We start from the raw sequence: 22473 nt of genomic DNA, 5'->3' as shown, positions 1-22473 counted from the left end.
GATACCATTGCTATAGAAACCAACTTCAATAAAGGGTATATCGAAGTGGGGATCCTTACATTTTTGTCGGGGTTGGGGGCAAACCCAATCATAATAACCAAACTGATCAAATTAGCAATCCATAGCGATGAATCCGACAAGGTAATGAATGAAGGGAGGGTAGTGCTTATTAGGGTGGTGACAATATTGCACGCCAGGGCTGTTTTTAGATGAAAACCGCCAGAGCTGAGGCGCAGAATGCAAAAGCACAAAAGAAAGGTCATACATTCTGCAAAACGGCCCAGAAATAGACCAATGATGGCAGTACATACTATAATTAAGAGAGTATTCAATATAATGCCCAAGGAGTATTCCATAACCTCAACGGAATGAGTCTCTTCAGGGTTTGCTTTTTTGATGCTGACGGCAACTCTATTAGCTAATGAATTCATTGTCTGTTCGATCCTTCTTGTATGAAAGATATAGATAAGCATAGAGTAAAATGGCGTAAACCATAGGCATCAGGAAAAAGTATTGAGAATATTTTTGTGTTAGGTACACCATTAATACAACAAAGATTAGGGATGGTGCACTTAAAATGAAAATTTTAATTTCGCGCAATTCAATCTTTATTTTGACATTTTGTTTATCCGGCACGAAATCAAAGCCTTTTCTCTTTTTACCGATATAAATTCCGATATTAAATGCAATCATTGCAGAAATAAGTTGCAGAATATAAACACCGATTGATGTATAAGACAATTCCAAATAGTACAATCCTGTTATTTTTAAGAGGAAGTAGCATGTGGATTGAATGAACATATAGGTAAGGTATGTTAATGCTGTCATAACAATAGCGTAAAACACATGAATCTTAAACAAAAGCCATAAAAAGCAGAAGGTAAGCAGGTATTGTATCGCTACATCTGTCAGTACTAGTTCATAATCATGACGAAGGAAGTAAGATATAAAAGCCATAAGTAAACCAGCAAATACTATTTCCACGGGATAAATATCAATCTTAAAGACTTTGAAAGCCAAATAAAACATTGCTGAGGTTTCTAGAATGGAGAACACCATATACAGCACAAAATCCAACATGCGTACACTCCCGAAGATTCGATTAACAAATCTGTAACTCTGGTGATATTATACATAATAGGATAAGTTCCAACAACAGGTTTTGACACAATCCGGCAAATTTTTCTTGAAAAATGTATGGGAGAGGGGTTTTACCATGAATCAGCGTCCATCTAAGGAAGAATATAATGAATTTCAGTGGACTTATGTCAAGCTGGTGCCGCCTGAAGGAGAGATGAGGGTGATGCTGCGCGAGCAGACCCAGGCGATGCTGGAGCTGTTCAACGGGCTTACCGAGGAGCAGGGAGCGTACCGCTACGCCCCCGGCAAATGGAGTATTAAGGAAATGATCGGGCATCTGACGGACAATGACCGCATTATGTCATACCGCCTGCTCTGTTTTGCCAGAGGAGAACAAGCGCCGCTGCCGGGCTATGAACAGAATGACTATGTAGCAGCAGGTAGCTTTGACCGTTTCACGCTGCAGGAGATGATTACCCACTACCGGATCGTCAGGGAGTCTACTCTTGCGCTGGTCGATAGCCTGCCCGAAGAAGTATATACCCGCAAGGGGAGCTTCGGCGGCGTTGCCATGTCAGTCCGGGCGCAGCTCTGCGTAATTATCGGACATGAGCTGCATCATCTGCGGATTCTTAAGGAGCGCTATCTGAACTAACCGACAGAGGGGGAGTGCAGATGAGCTGGCTCAAGGGCATCTGGCATTTTTTCGTCCCGCAGGAACGGACCTTGGTGTACACCACTTTCGATCAGAGCCAATACTTCAGAGTCAAAAGCCGCCTGGCGGCGGCAGGCATCCCGCACCGTTCGCGGATTAACGGCGGAATGAAGGCGGCCACCCAGCGCGGCAGCTTCGGCGGGAAGGCTGCAGTACAGCATGATCTGTTCGTCCGCAAGGAGGATGAGCACCGGGCACTCGGGGCAATTCATAAGTCTTGAATGAGGTGGATGAAATATGCACAAGACCTGGCATAAAGGCCGCCGGAACGAAGAGAGATTGCTCCTGCAATTCATGACCATCAGGTGGGAGAAGGAAGTGAGGGGGGCTCCTTTTTCAACGGCGCGCAACAATTACAAGGCTAACTTTACCCTGCCGGACACCATTTTTACATACGATTTGTCCTATGGTCTTCCCTTCCATCGTATACTGATTGCGCAGAACAAGGCAGGGTTCGAGGTTGTTCACAACAAGAGCGTCATCCTGGACCCCGGGGCTGAGTCTTGGATTATAGGCTGCGTCAAAGTGGACAAGATTGAACGGGAATACCTGTTCAGTTACCACTACTCCAAGGATGGAGGAAAGCCAGTCCGGTATGACCAGCGGTATCATCCTTTGAACGAGCCGGCCTTTGGGCTGGGTCCCAATGAATATGGAAGAATCTCCTATAACGGCAGATATCTCTATCAGGATACGGGAGAATGGTATTATGAGCTGAACACGCTGAATGCGCTTGTGAGCGCTCATTCGGAACCGGATGTTTTTATAAGCACTGAACCAGTGAAGGAATATAGGCAGATTGAGATTCTGTACTGATCGGAAGATAGAAGTTATGAAAAAACGCATTTCAGCCTTTCCAGGGCCGAAATGCGTTTTGCTATTCCCAGAGCGGGTATGTTATAAAGGCGGGTTCTTATGGCATTTGCGGCAGACCGGATAGTATGCTTCATTGCCGCCAATCTGAATCTGCTTGCCGCTGTAGACGGGCTTGCCGTTCTCGACCCGCAGCGCCATGGTGGCCTTGCGTTCGCAGAACCAGCAGATGGTCTTCATCTCCTCAATCTTGTCGGCGTAGATCAGCATATATTTGCTGCCCTCGAACAGATTGTTCTGGAAATCATTCTTCAGGCCGAAGGCCATGACCGGAATATTCAGCTCGTCCACAATGCGCACCAGCTGGAGGATGCAGTCCTTGCTCAGGAACTGGCATTCATCGACCAGCACACAGTGGGGCTTCGGCAGACTATTCTTGACGATGCTGTACATATCCGTATTCTCTTCAATCGGAATGGCCTGCTTGCGCAGACCGATCCGGGAGGAGATGTATCCGACTTCATCCCGGTTATCGATGGAAGGCGTAAAGAGCAGCACCGACTTGCCTTGCTCTTCATAATTATGGGCAACCTTGAGAATCTCAATGGATTTGCCGCTGTTCATTGCCCCATACTTAAAAAATAACTGTGCCACGTCCATCTATCCTTTCACGGTTCAGCTTCTCTGTTACACATCCGAAAAATCGACCTTACTAGAGTATCATATTCTGTGCCGGGGTAGCCAGTGCTAACATTCCTGCGGTCCGGGATGTGCTATAATATATCCAATTGTGTGTTCAGCAGGAGAATCCAGTGAACAGAGAGGAAGTAAGGTCAAGTGGCAGAGATGGTGGAGCAATACAAGGAACGGATGGAACGGCTTCGGGAGAAGGGGGAGCTAACCCCGGAGACGGAGGAATTACTAACGGATATGCTGGCCGGGCTGGCTGAGCTGGACCGCAGCAACAAGGCGCTGCGCCGGGTAATCCTGAAATCGGGACAGGGCTCGGCGATGTCCACCCGTCTGCGGGAAGCGCTCTACGAATAAAAAAATGGGGTATCTTCGATGAAGCTAACGATGTCTTATCTTACCAAATATCGTGTAGCCGCCATTGCGGCGCTGGTTATGATGCTGATTGAGCTGGCCGTAGAGCTGTCGCAGCCGCTCCTGATCTCCAAAATTATCGATCAAGGTATCCGCCAGCAGGACAACGCTGTTGTCTGGTTATGGGGCGGTGTGCTGGTAGGGAGCGCGGCTGTAGCGTTTCTTGCGGGCATACTCAGCTCTTTTTTTGCATCCCATGTCAGCCAAGGGTTTGCGTTTGACCTGCGGGATAAGCTGTATGAGAAGGTGCAGTCCTTCACTTATGAGGTCTTCAGCCGCTTTCCCACCTCATCGCTGATCACGCGGCTGACCGGGGATGTTACGCAACTGCAGGATACCATATTCATGGGGCTCCGGTTCATGACCCGTATCCCGCTGGTGGTGATCGGCAGCGTCCTAATGGCGCTCGTTGTGCATGTCAAGCTGGGGCTGCTGCTGGCGGTGACGCTGCCGTTCCTGGTGTTCTTCATGATCTGGCTGATGCGCAGAGCCTCCGCGCTGTTCAGCACCGTGCAGAGCAGGCTCGATGATGTAAATGGTGTGATTCAGGAGAACCTGACCGGCATCCGGCTGATCCGCGTCTTCGTGCGCATGGGCCATGAGATCGGCCGGTTCGCTTCATTCAGCGGGACGCTGATGCGATCGACGGTGAAGGCCCTGAGGCTCACCGAGACGTCAACCCCGTTCATTATGATTATTGTCAATGCGGGGATTCTAGCGGTGCTATGGTTCGGCCGGATTGAGATTTCTACAGGCGATGCGACACTCGGAGAGACCGTCGCCGTCATTAACTATTCGCTGCGTACCATGGGAGCGCTGTCAGCGCTGTCCTGGATTATGGTCAGCTTCTCGCGCGCCCGCGCCTCTTCCGCGCGGATCGGTGAAGTGCTGGCCGCCAGCGAAGGACCGGGAGAGCTGACGGGCGGGAACGGTCTGGTTCCTGTGCAGGAGGAGGGCGGTGTCCGGCCAAGCCTGAGCAAGGGAACTGACCGGGAGAGGGCAGGAAGCAATGCGGCGGCTCTTGAAGGCAAGGTAGAGTTCCGACAGGTGAGCTTCAGCTATCCCGGCAGTGATATCAAGGTCCTGGAGGATATCAGCTTCACCGTACAGCCGGGGCAGCGGGTGGCGATTATGGGCGCAACCGGCTCGGGTAAGTCCTCGCTGATCACCTTGATTCCCCGTCTGTATGAATGCGGCAGCGGAGTAATCCGGGTGGATGGAAAGAACCATACGGAGATGGATATCCAGACGCTGCGCCACTCGATTGGTTATGTGCCGCAGGAGGTGCTGCTGTTCACCGGCTCGATCCGCGAGAATATTGCCTGGGGGAATGAGCAGGCCACCGACGCTGACATTGAGCAGGCCGCGGCTGCGGCGCAGATTCATCAGACCGTTGCTGCGCTCCCGGAGGGGTATGACACCAAGCTCGGGCAGCGCGGAGTCAATCTGTCCGGCGGACAGAAGCAGCGCCTGACGATTGCGCGGGCATTGGTCCGGAAGCCGGCGATCCTCATTCTGGATGACAGCACCAGTGCCCTGGATGCGGTGACCGAGGGGCGGCTGCTGGCTGAACTGAAGAAGCTGTCCTGCACCACCTTCCTGATTACGCAGAAGATCAGCTCTACGGCCTCGGCCGATCTGATTCTGCTGCTGGACGAAGGCAGGCTGATTGCGCAGGGGACGCATGACCGGTTAATGGAAGAGTCCGCGCTCTACCGCAAAATCTATGAATCCCAGTCAGGAGGGGTGCAGCATGTTCAAAGCACTCATTGATCCATTCCGTTATCCGAAGCTGGATGTAGGGCTTGGCGAAGCCAAGGTGTTCGGAGCCATGGGCAACCGTAAGCCAAAGGCCAAGGCTAAGAATTGGTCGGGCACCCTGAGACGGATCTGGGCCTATCTCGCCGAACGCAGAGCCAAGCTGATCCTGGTGCTGTTCATGGTGCTGTTAAGCTCAGGCCTGGCGCTCCTTGGACCCTACCTGATCAGCCGCGCCGTGGATGATTATCTGGGAGGGGCCGGGGGCAGGACCTGGGGGATTTTTCTGCTGGTGCTGGCTCTGGTCTACCTGCTGAATTCTCTGGTCTCCTGGCTGCAAAATGTCTGGATGATCGAAGTGGCCCAGGAGACCGTCTTCCGGATGCGGACGGATCTGTTCTCCCACCTGCACCGCCTGCCGATCTCCTTCTTCAACCGCAGGCAGCAGGGGGAGATTATGAGCCGTCTGACCAATGACATTGAGAATATCAGCTCAACGCTGAACAGCTCAGCGATCCAGATTTTCTCCAGCGTTCTGACGCTGGTCGGCACGGTCGGTGTGATGCTGTGGCTCAGCCCGCTGCTGACGCTGCTTACCTTCATCGTGGTGCCGCTGATGATGCTGGGGATGCGCTGGATTACCCGGCGGACCGGCCCGCTGTTCAAGGAGCGGCAGCGGAATATGGGCGAGTTGAACGGATTTATCGAAGAAACTTTGTCCGGGCAGCGGATTATCAAAGCCTTCTCGCAGGAGGAGCGTGTCATTAACGGCTTCAGGGAGCGCAATACGCGGATTATGCTGTCGGGCTACTGGGCCCAATCGATTTCGGGCTTCATTCCCAAGCTGATGAACGGACTGAACAACTTAAGCTTCGCCATCGTGGCCGGGGTCGGGGGGCTGCTGGCGATCCGCGGGCTGGTGACGGTGGGGATTATTATTGCTTTTGCCGAATATGCGCGCCAGTTCACCCGTCCCCTGAATGATCTGGCGAACCAGTGGAACACGCTGCTGTCGGCCATCGCCGGTGCGGAGCGGGTGTTTGAGGTGCTGGATGAGGAGACGGAAGCCCGTGATGAGGGGGCGGCGGTCAAGCTGGAGCATGTGGCGGGAGCCGTCAAGTTCACCGATGTGGCCTTCTCTTATGAGGGCGGGGCGGACACGCTTCAGGGAATTACATTCGAGGCGAAGCCCGGAGAGACGATTGCGCTGGTCGGGCCTACAGGAGCGGGCAAAACCACTCTGATCGGCCTGCTGTCCCGCTTCTATGATCCGAGCCGGGGAACCATTACCTTGGACGGACAGGAGCTGTCCACGATTACCCGGGAGAGCCTGCGCAGCCATATGGCCTTCGTGCTCCAGGATTCCTTCCTGTTCAAAGGGACGATCCGCGATAATATCCGATACGGCAGATTGGATGCCACCGATGAAGAGGTTGAGGAAGCCGCAAAGCTGGCCAATGCCCACGCGTTCATCATGCGTCTGCAGGACGGTTATGACCGGATGCTGTCGGTGGACGGCAGCGGCATCAGCCAGGGCCAGAAGCAGCTACTGGCCATTGCCCGGGCAATACTGGCGAATCCGTCAATGCTGGTGCTGGATGAGGCGACGAGCAGCATCGATACGGTGACCGAGATTAAGATTCAGGAAGGCCTCCAGACCCTGATGCGCGGACGGACCAGCTTCGTCATCGCCCACCGGCTGGGGACGATCCGCGCAGCAGACCGCATTCTGGTGCTGGAAGGCGGTCGTCTGCTGCAGCAAGGGTCCCATGAGGAGCTGCTGGAGCAGGGCGGTCTCTACCGCGAGCTGGTGCAGGGAAGTAAGGGCGCTGCCGGCGAGTGAGTGAGCGCTGAGTGCGCGGAGTGGACTTTGTACGGAAGGAATGTAGGAAGGCAGTATGTGCGGAGGCCGATAAATGGAATGTACGCTGGCGGTTTAGAGGTGGTTTAGCTGGAATGCTAATGCCATTCAGGTGCTATTCGAGTAAGGTAATTGCAGTTTGTACAACAGAAAACCGGATTTCCCGCGAAAAAGCTCCGTCTACTGTATTTAGTACAGGCTTGTTGATTAGCCAAAAAAAGGTAGCAAAAAGGCCGCTCATTCGGTAAAGTGTTTGTACCCCTACAAACATCCGAAACGAGGCGACCTCATGAAAAAGTCTACTTCAATCTCGAACATTCTGCAATTAGTGATTCCTGAAGAGAAACTCTCACCGTTTCTTCAAGAACTTGAATATGTCGATAAAGCAAGAAAGTTTACCGTCTATGACCTCTTTTTATTCTTGGCGGAGGCTTCGTTTCAGCAGTGGGAGGGATATCGGGATGGTGAAGTACGCATGGATTCCAGCGGTCTTAGACCCGTGGACCATTCTACGCTCTCCAAAAAAGCGAAAGATGTTCCCTTCGAGCTTTTTAAGCAATTGCTGAACCTCATGATTGATCTGTGTAATCGCTCGACCCGAAGACATTTAGGGATTCCCAAAGCCTTACTTCTCGTCGATTCCACCAAAATTACCGTCGGGAAAGAACGGCTTCCTTGGGCTCCGCTGAAAGGCGAACGCGCAGGAATCAAATTACACGTGTCGGTGGTGGCCGATGAAGGCCGGCTCTTTAAGGTGACCGAGACCACAGGGAATTCCCATGATTTTAAAAGCTGTCCCGAGCTGATCGACAAACGGTTTATTATCGTAGCCGATCGGGCGTATGGCAGTCACAAACGATTCGATGAGTATCTGGAGCAGCACCAATGCTTTGTCATTCGGCTTCGGGACAACACGCTCTTTCAGTCCCCGGTTGCCCGGATACGAAGCGAACCCTTCACAGGAACTCTCGAACAAGATTTCACCTGCCAATTAGGAAAAGGACAACGGCTTTCCAAGAACCGTTTTCGCGTAGTAATTCTAAGAGACCCACAAGGCAACCCGGTGATTCTTGCTACGAATCTACACTGGCACTCCGCTGAACGGATTGCAGAAATTTACAAGAAGCGGTGGCAGATCGAAGTGTTTTTTCGCTGGATTAAGCAGCATTTAAACATTCCAACCTTATTTGGGACCACACCCAATGCTGTGTACGGACAGTTGTATACCGCTTTACTGGTTTATGTGTTATTGAAATTCCTCTTTGACAAAGGAAATGCAGTGGTTCATTGGAGCGCCAAACTAACGTTTGCCGATTTTGACCGCTTATTTACGCTGCAACGATTACCCGTAGAATGGATTACTTTTTTGACTAATGATCTTACATTCCCATAATTTAGCTAATCAACAGGCGTGTATTTAGTACAATAGATTTTGCGGAGTTGAGCCTAAAAGCGGGTTTGAGCAACATTCTGCTGTATAAAGTACAATAGCTGCTGATTTCTGCCGGATATGGCCCGATTCTGCTGTACGTTCTGCAATTGCTCTATGCGTATCGTGTCCAGCGGGTAATTAATTGTGGGTAGGATGACCGCGGATTGCGGATGGATAGTTGTATTTTTGCAGTTATTTTGAGTCGAATAGACCCGGACAACCGGTATAGATGTATTCCATACAATTAAAATTAGGCAAATGGGTGTGTTAAAGCAGAATGGGTTTTTATAAGTGTACAAATTGCAATTAAACCTTCATGTGGCTGAAAACCAAGCGTTTTAGTTGTACAAATTACATTTATCAGCTGATCAATCGTTTAGTTAGTCAGAGAGTAGGCTAGAGTACATTGTGAGCTTCAAGCAGGCATTTGGGGGAAACCTGGAGCGCCTGGTTCAGTGTGGATCAGTCTGTAACCAACAAGGGGATGCCTCAGCAGCCGGTCCGTTCATGGCTTGAGGCATCCCCTGCTTGTATGGGGGTAATAGATTAAGAGGATGGAGGCTGCTGGGCCTTCTGCTTCTCCCGGAAGCGGGGGCCGACGTAGTTCTTCTTGCGGTCACGGGTCAAAATCCAGCCGCCGAGGAAGCTCATTCCGGCCAGAAAAAGCACCAATCCGCCGCCGAAATGCAGCCAGTTGAAGACGGGAACGGCGGTCTCATCGCCATGCATGGCGAAATAATCGAAGAGATCATCCTTCATCATCAGGAAGCCCGTCATGGCCAGGAGGCCGGGGATGACCAGGATCAGAATGGCAATGAAGCGTGAAATCAGCAGTTTCATAACAGTCCCTCCTCTGCGCAGCCGCTACGATTCACCCATATGATAACGTTTCCCCGGTTAAAAGTCTACGGATATATGACGTTTGTAAGTTTTGTATTGCGGCCGAATGGGAGTACAATATAATAGGTTAGGCTGAACTTAAGAGGAATGACTGGAGGATACATATCATGACAATGACCTGTGATGTGGCGATACTCGGCGGAGGGACAGGCGGTTATGTGGCGGCGATCCGCGCCGCGCAGCTTGGCAAATCTGTCATCGTGATCGAAATGGACAAGCTGGGCGGAACATGCCTGCACCGCGGCTGTATTCCCAGCAAATCATTGCTGCGCAGCGCAGAGGTATTGGCTGAAATTAACGAGAGCGAAAGCTACGGTATAGAGACGGCCGGCGTAGAGCTGGTCTTTCCCAAGGTGCAGCAGCGCAAGGAAGCAATCGTCGAGCAGCTTCACCAGGGAGTGCAGTACTTGATGCGGAAGCACAAGATTCAGGTGGTGAAGGGCAAAGGCCGGATTATCGGCCCTTCCATCTTCTCTCCGCGCAGCGGCGCGGTGGCCGTGGAGCTGGAGGATGGCGAGATGGAGACCGTGGTCTCTACGAATCTCATCATTGCAACCGGCTCGCGTCCGCGTGTTCTGCCGGGCCTTCAGCCGGACGGCAAGGTGATTCTGAGCAGTGAGGAAGCGTTGACGCTTACGGAGCTGCCGGCATCCATCATCATCGTTGGCGGCGGAGTGATCGGTGTAGAGTGGGCTTCAATGCTGGCTGACTTCGGGGTGCAGGTGACGGTGGTGGAGGCTGCCGGACAGCTGCTGCCGCAGGAGGATGAAGAGGTAGCCCGCGAGCTGCTGCGTCTGCTTAAGAAGCGCGGGGTTACGGTGCTCACCGGAACCACGGTGGATGCGGAGACCTCCCGGATCTCAGAGGCCGGAATTGCCATTGAAGCCCGCAAGGGTGAGCAGGCGAAGACGCTGACGGCGGAGAAGCTGCTGGTCTCGGTTGGACGCGTGGCGAATATCGAGAATCTCGGCCTGGAAAATACGGACATCCGCTTCGACACAGGTGTCATTGCGGTCAACGCCAATATGCAGACAGCGGAGCCGCATATCTACGCTATCGGGGACTGCATCGGCGGATTGCAGCTGGCCCATGCGGCCAGCCATGAAGGCATCCGGGCGGTCAATCACCTGGCGGGCGAGGCGCTGCATCCGTATGAGACCCATCTCGTTCCACGCTGTGTCTATACACGGCCGGAGGTGGCGAGCGTCGGTTATACGGAGAAGGAAGCGAAGCAGCTTGGGCGCGAGACCGTAACCGGCAAGTTCCCGTTCTCGGCCATCGGCAAGGCGGTCGTCTACGGTATGAAAGACGGCTTCGTCAAGGTAGTGGCCGATGCGAAGAACGGCGATATTCTCGGTGTGCAGATGATTGGCCCGCATGTCACCGATCTGATCGGTGAAGCCGCACTGGCCCAGGTGCTTGACGCTACACCTTGGGAGGTCGGTGAGACCATTCACGCCCATCCGACGCTGTCGGAGGTGCTGGGTGAGGCAATGCTGGCGGTGGATGGAAGAGCAATCGGCTTCTAGCGTGCGATACAGGGATTAACAAGAATGCCGGAGGGAGCGGAGGGCGTGTAATGCGCCAATACCGCTCCATACCGGCTATACGTGTCGGTTCCAAAAGACTCCGCCGGGCGGATGGATTTTGGCTTTTCTTTTTGCAGCGAAAACGATTATAATGAATTTAGTACCTGGTTATAGGATCAGGGCATATATATGTATTATTATGGTCAACCCGCCTGGCGGATACATCCTGGACCGGTTAGTGAGCAGGTCCTTGGATGGAGTGCGCTGGCAATACTTTCTAGGAGGTACCTCTTATATGGAATCCCAAGGTACTGTAGAGACCGCTAACAGACATAAGCAGCTTGGACTGACTGATGGCCAGGTAATTGATATGTACAGATTCATGCAGCTCGGACGCAAATATGATGAACGCAGTCTGCTGCTGCAGCGCGCGGGCAAGATTAATTTCCACGTGTCAGGCATCGGGCAGGAGGCGGCACAGGTGGCAGCGGCCTTCGCGCTGGACCGGGAGAACGATTATTTCCTGCCGTATTACCGGGACTATGCTTTCGTCCTGTCGGTAGGCATGACTACGCGGGAGCTGATGCTGTCCGTCTTCGCCAAGGCGGAGGATCCCAACAGCGGCGGCCGGCAGATGCCGGGCCACTTCGGACACAAGCGGCTGCGCATCGTAACGGGCTCCAGTCCGGTTACTACCCAGGTTCCGCACGCAGCAGGCTTCGCCCTGGCGGCCAAGATGCAGAAGAAGCAGTTCGTCTCCTTCGTCACCTTCGGGGAAGGCTCCAGCAACCAGGGAGATTTCCATGAAGCGTGCAACTTTGCCGGTGTGAATAAGCTGCCGATGATTATTTTTTGCCAGAACAACCAGTATGCGATCTCTGTCCCGGCCCACAAGCAGCTCGGCGGCAAGGTCAGTGACCGGGCGCTCGGCTACGGCTTCCCCGGTGTCCGGGTGGACGGCAATGATCCGCTGGAGGTGTACCGGGTAGTGAAGGAAGCCCGTGAGCGCGCGCTGGCCGGAGAAGGTCCAACCCTGATTGAAGCGATGATGTACCGCCTGTCGCCGCATTCCACCTCGGATAACGATCTGGCTTACCGGACGCAGGAGGAAGTCGATGAGAATTGGAAAAAAGACGGCATCGCCGCCTTCCGCACCTATCTGACCGGACTCGGTCTATGGAGTGATGAGCAGGAGAGTGATCTCGCTGCCGAATATAATCTTGAACTGAAAGAGGCCATTGCCTATGCGGAGAATGCACCGTTCCCGAAACCGGAGGACACGCTGCTGCATGTGTATGATGAATCCGGCCTTAAGGGAGGGGTATAAGCCATGGCGATGATGGAATATATCGATGCAATCCGGCTGGGCATGAAGGAAGAAATGGAACGCGATGAGTCGGTGTTCGTGCTGGGCGAGGATGTCGGCGTGAAGGGCGGCGTATTCACCACCACGAAGGGACTGCAGGAGCAGTTCGGCGCTGAACGTGTGCTCGATACCCCGCTTGCGGAATCTGCAATTGCCGGCGTTGCTATAGGAGCGGCGATGTATGGCATGAAGCCGATTGCCGAGATGCAGTACTCCGACTTCATGCTGCCCGCTACGAACCAGATTATCAGCGAAGCGGCCAAAATCCGCTACCGCTCTAACAACGACTGGAGCTGTCCGGTCGTCATCCGCGCGCCGATCGGCGGCGGCATCTTCGGCGGATTGTACCATTCCCAGTGTCCGGAGTCGATCTTCTTCGGCACGCCGGGACTGAAGATTGTCGCCCCTTATTCGGCAGCGGATGCCAAGGGCCTGCTCAAGGCGGCTGTCCGTGACCCCGATCCGGTGCTGTTCTTCGAGAACAAGAAGTGCTATAAGCTGATCAAGGGTGATGTGCCGGAGGGCGATTACACCGTGCCGATCGGTGAAGCGAATCTGCTGCGTGAGGGCAGTGATATTACAGTGATCGGGTACAGCCTGCCGCTGCATTTTGCCATGCAGGCGGCAGAGGAGCTGGAGAACGAGCACGGCATTACCGCGCATATTCTCGATCTGCGCACCCTGCAGCCGCTGGACCGCGATGCGATCATCGCTGCGGTCCGCCAGACCGGCAAGGTGCTGATTATCCACGAGGATAACAAGACCGGAGGGATCGGCGGCGAGGTGGCGGCAATCATTGCCGAGCACTGCCTGTTCGACCTGGATGCGCCGGTCTTCCGCCTGTGCGGGCCGGATGTGCCTGCAATGCCGATCTCACCGCCGATGGAGAAGTTCTTCCTCCTGAGCAAGGACAAGGTGAAGGCGGAGATGCTGCGTCTGGCGCAGTACTAAGTTCAACCGTTCATCCTGCCCGGACACTGCGACCCGAACCCGGGGAAGAATGTTGCAGAAATTGCAACTTTGGATATGAAATAAACAGTGGAACGGGCAGAATGCTGCAGGAAATGCAACAATATGTCCGCTTAGCCGCCTGAATGAAGAGCAATGCTGCATTTCGTGCAACATTATTGATTTTGGGCAGAGTGTTATGGGCGATTGTTGCATTCAGTGCAGGATTTCATGGCTGATTATCCAATTGGGATTACAAAACTAAGCCTATGCTTCCGAAGCCAGTTTTGTACGAAGCAAATTCGAGAAGTCCACGCTTACAAAACTTTAAGGAGTGACATTATGTCTGACAATACAACGCTGACGGATGTAATTATGCCGCAGCTGGCAGAATCGCTGGTCTCGGCGACCATCGGGAAGTGGCTGAAGCAGCCGGGCGACCCTATCGAGCAATATGAGCCGATCTGCGAGCTGATCACCGACAAGGTGAACGCAGAGCTGCCCGCCACGGTGGACGGCACGATGGCCGAGCTGCTGGCCGAAGAGGGCCAGACGGTCAGCGTCGGCGAGATCATCGCCCGCATCGCCGTGGCCGGTGCGGCTCCGGCGGCGCCTGCTGCTGCCGCGCCGCCGCAGGCAGGCGGCAGCTCCGCATCTGCCGCCTCCGGCACCGCGCCGCAGGCGCACAGCGCCGCCGCGCGGCCGTCCGCACCCGCTCCGGCGGTAGACGCCGCCGCGCCAATGCGCTCCCGTTACTCTCCGGCCGTGCAGTCGCTGGCCGCCGAGCACGGCATCAACCTGGCGGCCGTGCCGGGCACCGGCCTGGGCGGACGCATCACCCGCAAGGACGTGCTCGCGTTCCTTACAAGCGGCGCAGCCGCGCAGCCTGCTGCCACCGCACCGCCTGCCGCTGCACCACCTCAGGCGGCCGCACCAATACAGCCGCCCGTCCAGGTGGCCCAGCCGGAGCGTGAAGAGCTGCAGCCGGTGCGCCACTCCGGCCTGCACCTCAGCGAATCGCCGAAGATTCCGACGATTGAGGTCGAGCGCGGACGGGACGGCATGTCGGAGTATCTGATCGACGTCACGCCGATCCGTAATACAATCGCTACCCGGATGCGGCAGAGTGTGTCGGAGATCCCGCACGCCTGGACGATGATCGAGGTTGATGTGACCAATCTGGTTGTGCTGCGCAACAAGCTGAAGGATGAGTTCAAGCGCAAGGAGGGCATTAACCTGACCTATCTGGCTTTTCTGATGAAGGCCGTGGTCAGTGCGATCAAGGATTACCCGATCATGAACTCCGTCTGGGCTGTGGACAAGATCATTGTGAAGCGCGATATCAACATCTCGCTGGCTGTGGGCACGGAGGATTCTGTCATGACGCCCGTGATCCAAAAAGCCGACCAAAAGAACATCGCCGGCCTGGCCCGCGAGATCGATGAGCTGGCGCTGAAGACTCGCGAAGGCAAGCTGCGGCTGGATGATATGCAGGGTGGTACGTTCACGGTGAACAACACCGGCTCGTTCGGCTCGATTCTGTCTTACCCTATCATTAACTATCCGCAGGCGGCGATTCTGACCTTTGAATCCATTGTCAAAAAGCCGGTCGTTATCAATGACATGATTGCTGTGCGTTCAATGGCGAACATCTGCCTGTCGCTGGATCACCGGATTCTGGACGGCGTCATCAGCGGACGCTTCCTGCAGCGGGTGAAGGATAACGTGGAGGGCTATACACCGGATACGAAGCTGTACTAAGTGAAGACGGCCGGGTCCCCCGGGGCAGGGCGAATGAGAAGCGAAGGGGTGCTTATAATCATGGAACACCTGAATTTAGGCAAACTGGAGGTTACTTATCTCCCGCTGCTGGAGTACGGGGTGGCCTGGGAGCTGCAAAAGGAGGCGGTCCGGGCGATCGATGCCGGCACCGCCCCCGAGCGGCTGATTCTGCTGCAGCACCCGCCAACATATACCATCGGCTCACAGAATCATCCTGAGCATCTGCTCCTCAGCCGGGAACAGCTCAGTCAGCAGGGAATTGCGCTGTTTGAGATTGACCGAGGAGGAGACATTACATATCACGGGCCGGGCCAGCTGGTCGGCTATCCGCTGTTGAAGCTTGGCGGGGACGGCAGGGTAGACCTGCACGGCTATCTGCGCAGGCTGGAATCGGTCATTATCGCTTATCTGAAGTCCTATGGGATCACTGGAACGCGCAAGGAGGGCTATACCGGCGTATGGGTCGGCGACGAGAAAATATGTGCCATCGGCGTGAAGTTCAACCGGAGCAAATCCCGCAGGGGGTTCATTACCAGCCATGGCTTCGCCTTCAACATCTCGGCCGGCATCGGGCAGAGCGGATTCGCGGGGATTGTTCCCTGCGGAATTGCAGAGTATGGGGTGACTTCGCTTGCGGAATGCACCGGGCAGACTTTTGACGTAGAAAAGGTTGCCGCAGAGCTGGTGCCGTATTTCCTGCATGAATTTCCCTATGAAGCGGTAGCCGGAGCCTTAAGCGCCGCTGACCAGTGAACGCCTTATTGCGCCCAGGTCAAACAGCGCCCGGGGAACCCGGACGCTGCTATTAGACAACCAGAGATGAGTCCTAACCGGCCATGAACGGCTCGATGACGAACAGCACGGTAGAGGCGATCATGGCGATCAGCATGATGTAGATGACGATACGGAACCATTTTTGTCGTTGCATGAGTGACTCCTTTGGGAATAGTGTAAGTTAAGAATAGAGCATAGGCATGTATTGAACGCAATATTACTATTGTAACGTATCCGTGAAAGAGAGGGAAGTCCAAGTGATATCCGAAGACCGGTTAATCAATGAATTCATGGAGCTTGTCCGCATTGACAGTGAGACCCGCAATGAACGGCAGATTGCCGAGGTGCTCAAGGAGAAGTTCGCGGGCCTTGGCCTGAGCGCAGTGGAAGATGATTCGATGGAGAGAACGGGGCACGGCGCAGGCAATCTGTTCGTAACCTGGCCTGCGGACAGCGGGGGCAGTGCACCGAAGCTGCTGTTCACCTGCCATATGGACACCGTGGTTCCCGGGCAGAGCATTAAGCCTTCCCTGGGAGAGGACGGCTGGATTACCAGCGACGGCACTACGATTCTAGGCGCTGATGATAAGGCCGGACTCGCCGCCTTGTTCGAAGCGATCCGGGTGATTCAGGAGCAGAAGCTGCCGCACGGGCAGATTCAGTTCGTCATTACGGCAGGCGAGGAATCCGGCCTGATGGGTGCACGGGCGATGAACCCGGCGCTGCTGGATGCCGATTACGGCTTCGCGCTGGATTCCAACGGTGAGGTTGGCGCGATTGCTACCTCAGCACCGGGCGTGGCCCGGATGGCGATGCAGATCATCGGCAAATCGGCCCATGCCGGGGTGAACCCGGAGGATGGCATCAGCGCAATTCAGGTGGCAAGCAAGGCGGTCTCGGCTATGAAGCTCGGACGGATTGACAAAGAGACCACCGCCAACATCGGCAGCTTCTCCGGCGGTGGTCCGACGAATGTCGTCTGTGACCATGTGCAGCTCGATGCAGAGGCGCGCAGCATTGTGCAGGAGAAGGTCGAGCGGCAGGTGGCTTCGATGCGGGAAGCGCTGGAGACGACGGCGCGCGAGTATGGTGCGCAGAGCGAATTCCGCAGCGAGCTGATCTATCCGGCCTTTAGTTTTAATGAGAATGATCCGGTAGTCAAGCTGGCGGAACGGGCGGTCACTTCGCTGGGACTGACCCCGCGGCAGTTTGCTTCCGGCGGCGGCAGCGATGCCAATGTGTTCAACGGCCACAAGGTGCCTACAATCAATCTGGCCGTGGGCTACGAGCATATTCATACTACGAAGGAACGGATTAAGGCTGCTGATATCGTCAAGGTGGCGCGGCTGGTGGTCGCCATTGTTGCCGAGAGCCAGCAGGGCTGACCGCGTCCTCACGGCAAGAAGGAGCTGCTTCCGGGTATACCGGGAGACAGCTCCTTTTTGGAAGCATTAAGAAGAACGCTGCGGCATTAACCTGCCTTGGAAGCCTTGATCCGCGAATCCGCCTGGAGCAGCAGAACGTAGGACAGGGGCATATCGGGCCCGTACTGCTTCATCCAGCCTGCGAGGACCGACTTAATCTGCTCCGGTGTACCTACCATTGTTACTGCGGATGAGCTTGCCTGGATCAGGGGGTTATTCATGCCTGCATTCCTTCTTTCTTCATAAGTTTGCTATAATACACCCTATGCATAACGATGCCAAAGGAGACCATAACTCTATGAAAAATAATGAAAAGCACAGCAATCCCGCCCTGGATGAAGAAACGCTGTCGACCAAGCCGATATTTGACGGGCATATCATCTCGCTGCAGGTAGATACCGTGAAGCTGCCGGACGGCAAGACCGCGACCCGTGAGGTGGTGAAGCATCCCGGAGCCGTTGCTGTACTGGCGCTGAATCAAGGTAAAATGCTGGTCGTTGAGCAGTACCGCCAGCCGATGCATCGCACGGAGGTGGAGATTCCGGCCGGCAAGCTGGACCCGGGCGAAGATCCGCTGACGGCTGCGGGGCGTGAGCTGCAGGAGGAGACCGGCTTCCACAGCGGCGGGCTTACGCTGCTGAAATCGTTCTACACCTCTCCCGGCTTCGCCGATGAGATCATTCACCTCTATGTGACCGAGGACGCCCAGCCGGGCGAGATGTCGCTCGATGAGGATGAGTTCCTGGAGGTCTCCGAGCTGACGCTGGAGGAGGCCTACCAGTATATTGCGGATGGACGTATTGCCGATGCCAAGACGATGATGGCGGTCTATGCCTGGCATCTGTATACGCTGACAGGTAAGTGGCACTAGTGGCGGAGCTGCAGAGCATCTACTGCGATCTGCATGTGCATATCGGCCGGACCTCGGAGGGCCAGGCGGTCAAAATCAGCGGCAGCCGCGACCTCACCTTCGCCGGGATTGCCAAGGAGGCAGCGGAGCGCAAGGGGATCGGCCTGATCGGCATCATCGACAGCCACGCGCCGGGCGTGCTGCGCGATATCCGTGCGGCGCTCGATTCCGGGGAGATGGAGCTGGCCGCCGGGGGCGGCATTGCTTACCGGGGGACGACTATCCTCCTGGGGACCGAGATTGAGATCCGCGAGCCCGGGCGCAAAGAGTGCCATGTGCTGGCCTTCATGCCGGACCTTGCGGCAATGGAGGATTTCAGCAAGTGGATGAGCGCCCATATGCGCAATGTGAATCTCAGCTCGCAGCGCCTGTATGCGCCCTCCAGAGTCCTTCAGGACGAGATTACCGGGCGGGGCGGGCTGCTGATTCCGGCGCATATTTTCACGCCCCATAAGGGTCTCTACGGCTGTGCTGCGGAGCGTATGGCTGAGCTGTTCGAGCTGGAACGCATTGCAGCGGTCGAGCTGGGGCTGAGTGCGGATTCGGGGATGGCAGGTTATCTCTCGGAGCTGGACCGCTACAGCTTCCTGACCAACTCCGATGCCCATTCCCTCGGCAAAATCGGCCGCGAGTACAATGTCATCGAGATGCGCGAGCCCTCCTTCCAGGAGCTGAAGCTGGCACTTCAGCGCGCTGAAGGACGCCGGGTCAGCGCCAACTTCGGGCTGAACCCCCGGCTGGGCAAATATCACCGCACCTACTGCGCAGGCTGCGGCAGCATCATTGATGAAGCGTATGCGACCTCGGAGCGCTGCCCGTATTGCGGCAGTCCGAAGCTGGTGCAGGGCGTGCTGGACCGGATTTTGCATATTGCCGACCGTTCGCAGCCGCAGGTTCCGGCCCACCGGCCGCCGTACCATTACCAGGTGCCGCTGGAGTTCATCCCGGGGTTGGGCAAGCGTAAGCTGAACCTGCTGCTGGAGGCTTTTGGCACGGAGATGAATATATTGCACCGGGCAGATGAAGCCGGGCTTGCCGCTGTAGCGGGAGCGGAGCTGGCCGGGCTGATCGCGCTGGCCCGCACCGGGAAGCTTGCACTCTCCTCTGGAGGCGGAGGAACCTACGGCAAGGTGATCAGGACCTAAGGACAAGTCATAGTCCGGGACATTCCCTCATATGGTGTAACATGTGACCGGAAAGGAGAATGTCAGGGTGCGCAGTTTAAAGCAGATGCTGAAGGAACAGACGCCTCTTTATATTTTTGTCGCGGTCCTGTTTCTGGTCGGGGTGGTATTCGGGGCGCTTATTGTCAGCGCGTTGACGCTGGATCAGCAGCAGGAGCTGGGGGATTACTTAAGCAATTTCTTCGTGACCGTTGACCAGCAGGGACTTCCGTCCGCCCAGGATTCGTACTGGAGTATCGCCGCCTTCAATCTGAAGTGGATCGGCCTGATCTGGATTCTCGGCCTGTCGGTCATCGGGCTGCCCGGTATTCTGATTCTGGATTTCCTCAAAGGCGTGCTGATCGGCTTCACCGTAGGCACTCTGGTCAGCCAGTACTCCTGGCACGGGATGCTGTTCGCCCTGGTGTCGGTGGCTCCGCACAATCTGGTGCTGATTCCGGTGCTGCTCGTCTGCAGCGCGGCTGCGCTCGGCTTCTCCCTCTTGATGATCCGCAGCCGGGTGCTGGGCCAGCAGCGCCGGACGAAGGTAACCCATCCGTTCATGATGTATACGCTGCTCTCTCTGGGGATGGCTGTGCTGGTGATGGGCGTCTCCGGCTTCGAGGCCTACCTGACGCCTGCGATGATGCGCTGGGTGACGCCGCTGCTGCTGCGATAATCAGAATAACCAAATGCCGAATAAAGAATTCACCCTACACTGTACCTGCCGGTACGCATGCTAAAACCGTTTGACTTCTTAAATAGACTCCCCCTATAATGGAAGAAGTGGCTTGAAGCCCGGTGCGGTAATTTTCCAAGGGGGAGGGAGACAGGTGGAAGCCCGGATAGACAAGATAAAGCAACAGCTACAATCCCAAGGATATAAGCTTACACCCCAACGGGAAGCGACCTTAAGAGTGCTGCTGGAGAACGAAGATGATCATTTAAGCGCTGAAGATGTATTTATGCTTGTAAAAGAGAAGGCCCCAGAGATCGGTCTTGCCACTGTATATCGTACCCTGGAACTGCTTAGCGAGCTTCATGTCGTGGAGAAGATTAACTTCGGGGACGGGGTAGCCCGTTACGACCTGCGGACGGATACGGCGAAGCATCATCACCACCATCTGATCTGTGTGCAATGCGGCACGATGGATGAGATTCGTGAGGATTGGCTGGGACCGCTGGAAGAGCGTCTGGAGAAGGAATATAATTTCACGGTAGTAGACCATAGACTTGATTTTCACGGAATTTGCCACCGCTGCAAGGAGAAGAATCCTGCAGAAGGCAATACTCCCGAATAAGCTTATAGGGTATATATGAGGATTACCGCGCAAGCTCTCCCCGGCTGACTGGCTGGAGAGGGCTTTTTCATGGTGCAGGCGTTGCGGCTAATTATTACTTAACATACATAACACGGCCCTCCGGCGCATAAAGTGAAGGACGAGTTCTGTGTGCTGGCCTGACGCACAGTTAAGCGGCAAGCAGGATGCAGATGCTGACACCTACTACTAAGGAGGTTGCCTGAATGATTGTATCTCTGCCCAAGACGGTCCGCCGCCTATATTTCCTGACGATGCTTGTTGCGGTGAGCTGTGTGCTGTATTATGTCATGAGCTGGTTCAGCGCGTGGATCAGCCCGGCCCGCAATACTGAGATTCCGGAGGGGACGGCCGTCCGCGCATTTCAGGAGTTCCATTACAGCGAACAGGGGATGAGCGCGGCTGACCGTCTGCGTCTGTTCTACTGGTACGGGGAGTAGCGGGCCGCCTGGAAGGAAAAAGCGAGAAGTCTGTCGAATCACTGAATTAGCATGTCATGGAACCCCTGCCGTTCCGGCTGCTGAACAAAACCCGCTGCGAAGCCGCATACAGCAGCCTGAGTCTGACAGGAGCGTGAATTAATGAAGTCACACTTGCAGCCGTTTATGCAGTACTTATCGGGGGACAAAGGCTTGTCTCCGAGTACGCTGGAATCCTATGGACGGGATATAACGCAGTTTCTGGAGTTCGCCGAAGAACGCGGCCTGGCCGCAGCGGAGGAGATCCGCAGATCGCATATTATGCTCTATCTGGGCGCCTTGCGCGGCGCAGGGAAGGCTGCGGCTACAGTGAACCGGAATACGGTCTCGCTGCGCGCTTATTTTCATTTTTTGCTGAAGGAGCATCTGATTGCCCAAGACCCTACGCTGGGGATGGAGGCCATTAAGCCGAGCAAGAAGCCGCCGATGATTCTCACCATCGAAGAGATTGAGCGGCTGCTGGCCGCACCCGATGAGGCTTCCCCCCAGGGGATGCGCGACAAAGCCATGCTGGAGCTGCTCTATGCCACGGGTATCCGCGTCACGGAGCTGATCTCGCTGAATACCGATGATGTGAACACGGCCCTGCGGTTCGCCCGCTGCAGCGGCGCTTCCGGCAAGGAGCGGGTGGTACCGATCGGCCTGATCGCTGCGGAGTGTGTGGCCCGGTATACCTCCGGAATGCGGGACAAGCTGCTGCGTACGAACCTGGAAGAGCAGGCGCTGTTCCTCAACAGTCTCGGCGGACGGCTGACCCGGCAGGGCTTCTGGAAAGTCATCAAAAAATACGCCCGCGAAGCCGGAATCGGGCAGGACATTACGCCCCATACGCTGCGCCACTCCTTCGCGGCACATTTGCTGGAAGGCGGGGCCGACCTGCGCTCCGTGCAGCAGATGCTGGGCCATTCCGATATATCGACGACCCAGATTTACAGCGGCATCGCCCGCAAGAATATGAAGGAAGTCTATGAGAATCACCATCCCCGGGCGAAATAGCCGGCCTTATTGCGCAGAGGGCAGCCGGTTCGGGGGCGGATGGGGCGGAAAAGATGCTTTTTGCGAGTAAGAACGTTATGATGGAATCATACTGAAGAAACAGCTTCCGGGAGAGGTTCT

The 22473-nt window shown here is 55.2% G+C and carries 24 protein-coding genes; 19 read left to right on the top strand and 5 right to left on the bottom strand.

The window, feature by feature from the left end; translation table 11 throughout:
- Positions 1 to 414: 414 nt before the first annotated feature.
- The gene (locus MHI24_RS05575; protein WP_340024583.1) at positions 415 to 1080 is read right to left on the bottom strand and encodes a hypothetical protein; all 666 of its coding nucleotides are present in this window, start codon (positions 1078 to 1080) and stop codon (positions 415 to 417) included.
- Between the two features lie 136 nt (positions 1081 to 1216).
- Here MHI24_RS05575 and MHI24_RS05570 point away from each other — a divergent pair, with 136 nt between their 5' ends.
- Genes MHI24_RS05570 through MHI24_RS05560 form a run of 3 tightly spaced genes read left to right on the top strand, consistent with a single transcriptional unit; the run spans position 1217 to position 2611 of the window.
- Positions 1217 to 1735, top strand: a complete 519-nt coding sequence (locus tag MHI24_RS05570; protein WP_340024582.1) for a DinB family protein — start codon at positions 1217 to 1219, stop codon at positions 1733 to 1735.
- A 20-nt stretch (positions 1736 to 1755) separates the two neighbouring features.
- Positions 1756 to 2016, top strand: coding sequence for a hypothetical protein (locus MHI24_RS05565; protein ID WP_340024581.1), 261 nt, complete (start codon positions 1756 to 1758; stop codon positions 2014 to 2016).
- Positions 2017 to 2032: 16 nt separating this feature from the next.
- A complete protein-coding gene (locus MHI24_RS05560) occupies positions 2033 to 2611 on the top strand; it encodes a hypothetical protein (RefSeq protein WP_340024580.1) in 579 nt (192 codons plus the stop codon).
- Positions 2612 to 2692: 81 nt separating this feature from the next.
- On the opposite strand, the gene MHI24_RS05555 is transcribed toward MHI24_RS05560, so the two are convergent.
- Positions 2693 to 3262: a thymidine kinase gene (locus MHI24_RS05555; RefSeq protein ID WP_340024579.1), complete on the bottom strand. Its 570-nt coding sequence runs from the start codon at positions 3260 to 3262 to the stop codon at positions 2693 to 2695.
- A 183-nt stretch (positions 3263 to 3445) separates the two neighbouring features.
- Between MHI24_RS05555 and MHI24_RS05550 the strand changes: the two genes are divergently transcribed.
- The 4 genes from MHI24_RS05550 (at position 3446) to MHI24_RS05535 (ending at position 8724) form a co-directional block, all read left to right on the top strand.
- Positions 3446 to 3655 (top strand): hypothetical protein, encoded by a 210-nt coding sequence (locus MHI24_RS05550; protein WP_340024578.1) that lies wholly within the window; start codon positions 3446 to 3448, stop codon positions 3653 to 3655.
- Between the two features lie 18 nt (positions 3656 to 3673).
- Positions 3674 to 5485 carry an ABC transporter ATP-binding protein gene (locus MHI24_RS05545; protein ID WP_340024577.1) on the top strand — a complete coding sequence of 604 codons (1812 nt, stop codon included), beginning with the start codon at positions 3674 to 3676 and terminating at the stop codon, positions 5483 to 5485.
- Positions 5466 to 7313: an ABC transporter ATP-binding protein gene (locus tag MHI24_RS05540; RefSeq protein WP_340024576.1), complete on the top strand. Its 1848-nt coding sequence runs from the start codon at positions 5466 to 5468 to the stop codon at positions 7311 to 7313. Before MHI24_RS05545 ends, MHI24_RS05540 begins: the two co-directional genes overlap by 20 nt.
- A gap of 307 nt (positions 7314 to 7620) precedes the next feature.
- On the top strand, positions 7621 to 8724 hold the full coding sequence (locus MHI24_RS05535; RefSeq protein ID WP_340024575.1) for an IS4 family transposase: 1104 nt from the start codon (positions 7621 to 7623) through the stop codon (positions 8722 to 8724).
- 585 nt (positions 8725 to 9309) lie between these two features.
- On the opposite strand, the gene MHI24_RS05530 is transcribed toward MHI24_RS05535, so the two are convergent.
- The gene (locus MHI24_RS05530; RefSeq protein WP_340024573.1) at positions 9310 to 9603 is read right to left on the bottom strand and encodes a DUF2627 domain-containing protein; all 294 of its coding nucleotides are present in this window, start codon (positions 9601 to 9603) and stop codon (positions 9310 to 9312) included.
- A 167-nt stretch (positions 9604 to 9770) separates the two neighbouring features.
- Here MHI24_RS05530 and lpdA point away from each other — a divergent pair, with 167 nt between their 5' ends.
- From lpdA to lipB, 5 genes are all read left to right on the top strand, one after another.
- Entirely contained in the window at positions 9771 to 11192 is a 1422-nt protein-coding gene (lpdA, locus tag MHI24_RS05525) for a dihydrolipoyl dehydrogenase (RefSeq protein ID WP_340024572.1), read from the top strand.
- Positions 11193 to 11487: 295 nt separating this feature from the next.
- Positions 11488 to 12519: a thiamine pyrophosphate-dependent dehydrogenase E1 component subunit alpha gene (locus tag MHI24_RS05520; protein ID WP_340024571.1), complete on the top strand. Its 1032-nt coding sequence runs from the start codon at positions 11488 to 11490 to the stop codon at positions 12517 to 12519.
- Between the two features lie 3 nt (positions 12520 to 12522).
- The gene (locus tag MHI24_RS05515) at positions 12523 to 13509 is read left to right on the top strand and encodes an alpha-ketoacid dehydrogenase subunit beta (protein ID WP_340024569.1); all 987 of its coding nucleotides are present in this window, start codon (positions 12523 to 12525) and stop codon (positions 13507 to 13509) included.
- A 339-nt stretch (positions 13510 to 13848) separates the two neighbouring features.
- A complete protein-coding gene (locus MHI24_RS05510; RefSeq protein WP_340024568.1) occupies positions 13849 to 15267 on the top strand; it encodes a dihydrolipoamide acetyltransferase family protein in 1419 nt (472 codons plus the stop codon).
- Between the two features lie 60 nt (positions 15268 to 15327).
- Entirely contained in the window at positions 15328 to 16041 is a 714-nt protein-coding gene (gene lipB / locus MHI24_RS05505) for a lipoyl(octanoyl) transferase LipB (protein WP_340024567.1), read from the top strand.
- 73 nt (positions 16042 to 16114) lie between these two features.
- Here lipB and prli42 read toward each other — a convergent pair whose 3' ends face one another.
- A complete protein-coding gene (gene prli42, locus MHI24_RS05500; RefSeq protein WP_340024566.1) occupies positions 16115 to 16216 on the bottom strand; it encodes a stressosome-associated protein Prli42 in 102 nt (33 codons plus the stop codon).
- Positions 16217 to 16319: 103 nt separating this feature from the next.
- Between prli42 and MHI24_RS05495 the strand changes: the two genes are divergently transcribed.
- Positions 16320 to 17447 (top strand): M20/M25/M40 family metallo-hydrolase, encoded by a 1128-nt coding sequence (locus MHI24_RS05495; protein ID WP_340024565.1) that lies wholly within the window; start codon positions 16320 to 16322, stop codon positions 17445 to 17447.
- A gap of 86 nt (positions 17448 to 17533) precedes the next feature.
- On the opposite strand, the gene MHI24_RS05490 is transcribed toward MHI24_RS05495, so the two are convergent.
- Positions 17534 to 17707: a hypothetical protein gene (locus tag MHI24_RS05490; protein ID WP_340024564.1), complete on the bottom strand. Its 174-nt coding sequence runs from the start codon at positions 17705 to 17707 to the stop codon at positions 17534 to 17536.
- A 77-nt stretch (positions 17708 to 17784) separates the two neighbouring features.
- Between MHI24_RS05490 and MHI24_RS05485 the strand changes: the two genes are divergently transcribed.
- The 6 genes from MHI24_RS05485 to xerD all read left to right on the top strand — a co-directional run bounded on the left by MHI24_RS05485 (position 17785) and on the right by xerD (position 22353).
- Positions 17785 to 18357 carry an NUDIX hydrolase gene (locus tag MHI24_RS05485; protein WP_340024563.1) on the top strand — a complete coding sequence of 191 codons (573 nt, stop codon included), beginning with the start codon at positions 17785 to 17787 and terminating at the stop codon, positions 18355 to 18357.
- Positions 18357 to 19541: an endonuclease Q family protein gene (locus MHI24_RS05480; protein ID WP_340024562.1), complete on the top strand. Its 1185-nt coding sequence runs from the start codon at positions 18357 to 18359 to the stop codon at positions 19539 to 19541. The genes MHI24_RS05485 and MHI24_RS05480 overlap by 1 nt, the downstream gene beginning before the upstream one ends.
- A gap of 67 nt (positions 19542 to 19608) precedes the next feature.
- On the top strand, positions 19609 to 20238 hold the full coding sequence (gene spoIIM / locus MHI24_RS05475) for a stage II sporulation protein M (protein WP_340024561.1): 630 nt from the start codon (positions 19609 to 19611) through the stop codon (positions 20236 to 20238).
- A 154-nt stretch (positions 20239 to 20392) separates the two neighbouring features.
- Positions 20393 to 20860 (top strand): Fur family transcriptional regulator, encoded by a 468-nt coding sequence (locus tag MHI24_RS05470; protein ID WP_238650149.1) that lies wholly within the window; start codon positions 20393 to 20395, stop codon positions 20858 to 20860.
- Between the two features lie 224 nt (positions 20861 to 21084).
- On the top strand, positions 21085 to 21318 hold the full coding sequence (locus tag MHI24_RS05465) for a DUF4227 family protein (protein ID WP_340024560.1): 234 nt from the start codon (positions 21085 to 21087) through the stop codon (positions 21316 to 21318).
- 141 nt (positions 21319 to 21459) lie between these two features.
- A complete protein-coding gene (xerD, locus tag MHI24_RS05460) occupies positions 21460 to 22353 on the top strand; it encodes a site-specific tyrosine recombinase XerD (protein WP_340024559.1) in 894 nt (297 codons plus the stop codon).
- Positions 22354 to 22473 lie beyond the last annotated feature (120 nt).

The organism is Paenibacillus sp. FSL K6-1096, from assembly GCF_037977055.1.
Lineage (GTDB): Bacteria > Bacillota > Bacilli > Paenibacillales > Paenibacillaceae > Paenibacillus_AQ.
This window is presented reverse-complemented; position numbering and strand designations above follow the sequence as displayed.

Coding starts and splice junctions, on each gene's coding strand:
- MHI24_RS05575 (WP_340024583.1), bottom strand. CDS start 1,080: ATGTTGGATTTTGTGCTGTATATGGTGTTCTCCATTCTAGAAACCTCA.
- MHI24_RS05570 (WP_340024582.1), top strand. CDS start 1,217: ATGAATCAGCGTCCATCTAAGGAAGAATATAATGAATTTCAGTGGACT.
- MHI24_RS05565 (WP_340024581.1), top strand. CDS start 1,756: ATGAGCTGGCTCAAGGGCATCTGGCATTTTTTCGTCCCGCAGGAACGG.
- MHI24_RS05560 (WP_340024580.1), top strand. CDS start 2,033: ATGCACAAGACCTGGCATAAAGGCCGCCGGAACGAAGAGAGATTGCTC.
- MHI24_RS05545 (WP_340024577.1), top strand. CDS start 3,674: ATGAAGCTAACGATGTCTTATCTTACCAAATATCGTGTAGCCGCCATT.
- MHI24_RS05540 (WP_340024576.1), top strand. CDS start 5,466: ATGTTCAAAGCACTCATTGATCCATTCCGTTATCCGAAGCTGGATGTA.
- MHI24_RS05535 (WP_340024575.1), top strand. CDS start 7,621: ATGAAAAAGTCTACTTCAATCTCGAACATTCTGCAATTAGTGATTCCT.
- MHI24_RS05530 (WP_340024573.1), bottom strand. CDS start 9,603: ATGAAACTGCTGATTTCACGCTTCATTGCCATTCTGATCCTGGTCATC.
- lpdA (WP_340024572.1), top strand. CDS start 9,771: ATGACAATGACCTGTGATGTGGCGATACTCGGCGGAGGGACAGGCGGT.
- MHI24_RS05520 (WP_340024571.1), top strand. CDS start 11,488: ATGGAATCCCAAGGTACTGTAGAGACCGCTAACAGACATAAGCAGCTT.
- MHI24_RS05515 (WP_340024569.1), top strand. CDS start 12,523: ATGGCGATGATGGAATATATCGATGCAATCCGGCTGGGCATGAAGGAA.
- MHI24_RS05510 (WP_340024568.1), top strand. CDS start 13,849: ATGTCTGACAATACAACGCTGACGGATGTAATTATGCCGCAGCTGGCA.
- lipB (WP_340024567.1), top strand. CDS start 15,328: ATGGAACACCTGAATTTAGGCAAACTGGAGGTTACTTATCTCCCGCTG.
- prli42 (WP_340024566.1), bottom strand. CDS start 16,216: ATGCAACGACAAAAATGGTTCCGTATCGTCATCTACATCATGCTGATC.
- MHI24_RS05490 (WP_340024564.1), bottom strand. CDS start 17,707: ATGAATAACCCCCTGATCCAGGCAAGCTCATCCGCAGTAACAATGGTA.
- MHI24_RS05485 (WP_340024563.1), top strand. CDS start 17,785: ATGAAAAATAATGAAAAGCACAGCAATCCCGCCCTGGATGAAGAAACG.
- MHI24_RS05465 (WP_340024560.1), top strand. CDS start 21,085: ATGATTGTATCTCTGCCCAAGACGGTCCGCCGCCTATATTTCCTGACG.
- xerD (WP_340024559.1), top strand. CDS start 21,460: ATGAAGTCACACTTGCAGCCGTTTATGCAGTACTTATCGGGGGACAAA.